The 1530-nt window shown below is 40.6% G+C and carries 1 protein-coding gene; it reads right to left on the bottom strand.

Annotated features, from left to right (window positions below; translation table 11 throughout):
• Nucleotides 1-2 precede the first annotated feature (2 nt).
• Complete coding sequence (locus tag E4U82_RS19530) at nucleotides 3-1364, bottom strand: IS4 family transposase (protein WP_135111910.1); 1362 nt, start codon at nucleotides 1362-1364, stop codon at nucleotides 3-5.
• Nucleotides 1365-1530 lie beyond the last annotated feature (166 nt).

The raw sequence follows: 1530 nt of genomic DNA, 5'->3' as shown, positions 1-1530 counted from the left end.
ACTCAACTTTCGCAGTCCAAAACAGGCATGTATACCTTGATATAGTTAGGTAAACCCGCAACCCATTGTTGTAATTGACTTTTGACAAACCTTTGTATTTTTTTATTGGTATGTTTTAGGGTATCTTCAAGAAGCTCGATTAAGTGCTGTAATGCTACAGCCCAATCCAGTTCATCTATTTCATCACATAATTCATAAAACATGCCACCTAAAGTCCTGTCATCCGTGCTGCAGCGGTTTTGCCATGACAGCACAATATACCTTGCAAATACAATGGTTGTGTGACTGATTAGCGCATCATAAGAACGACTTTGGAATTCTTTTTGAAGTTTTAACAGGGATTTGGTCGCCTTGAAAAAAACCTCAATATCCCAGCGCATGCCATAGATACGAATGATTTCTTGATCACTTAACGTACAATCGGTACTGAGAATGGCAAGCCAATCGCTTTTCTTATTCCGATTGCGCACAAATACCACTTTAATCGGAACACCATTGGCCTGTTCGGTATGGATGGAGCGCAAAATGCCCTTCTTGCCATCGCTTGGCTTCGCTAAACGGTATAGCTGATCGAGGCTGACGCGTTCACCATCCACAAGGTAACGCTGTTTAAGTTTTTTAACCATACCGATCACATCAAGACCCTGCTCTGTGATCGTTTTTATCAATGGTTGTTGTGTAAACCAGGAATCCATTAACACGTAAGAAGCATCAATGCCAGCATTTAAGGCACGATCAAGCATGTTCGGAATTTGTTCCGGTGCTGTTTGTAACGCATTCTGACGGCGCTTGTAACCTGAAGTCCGTTTATCAACTGTTTCGGATACACCGTTTATTGGACTTTTTTTCGAACTCAGTAAGGAAAAATCAACGGGCATGAATGTTGCACCGTCAGACCAGCCAAGTGTAAGCATGCGAAATCCTTTGTAAAAACGCATCTTTTGTGATGCATGGTCAAAACAACGGGCCAAAAGCTCGACCTGTTTGCTTCGGTTTCGATCATAGGATGAATCGTCTAAGATGAATACTCTTGGGCGGTTATGATGCGTGAGTTTAGACACCTTGGCAATCGCGTATGCAGCCAGCGAAAGCAGAAATCGTCGCCAATTGAACGTGGATTCATTCAAAAAGCGATAAACGGTATCTTTAGCCGGAATATCCGATGCTTTCTTGCTTTCCAGCATGCGAAACCAATTTTTGTTTTCAAAGATTAAGCAAAAGATTAGCTTGAAGATATAGCCACAGGAGAATCCAAAAGACTTGGTAATACCCGCATGACGCAAGTGCTTTAACACGTTCAATTCTTTAAAAGTCGAATTTATTTCATTTGGTAGTTGCTTGTTTTGGTCATTTTCCGCTATCATAGTAGGAGCACCTCTTCTATTTTGGTAGTGTTTTTCGTCAAATTAACTATACCAAATGTTGAGGTGTTTTTTCATGTTTAAACGTAATGTCAAACTCCTATTTTAAATTCTACAAGCACTTGCATGTTTTAAGCTAACTACGATTTTGTTGGTGCGAAAGTTGAGT

The sequence above is a fragment of the Lentibacillus salicampi genome (genome assembly GCF_004565465.1).
Classification (GTDB): Bacteria; Bacillota; Bacilli; order Bacillales; family Amphibacillaceae; genus Lentibacillus; species Lentibacillus salicampi.
The sequence above is the reverse complement of the archived record's forward strand: the minus strand, read 5'-3'. Positions and strand labels throughout refer to the sequence as shown.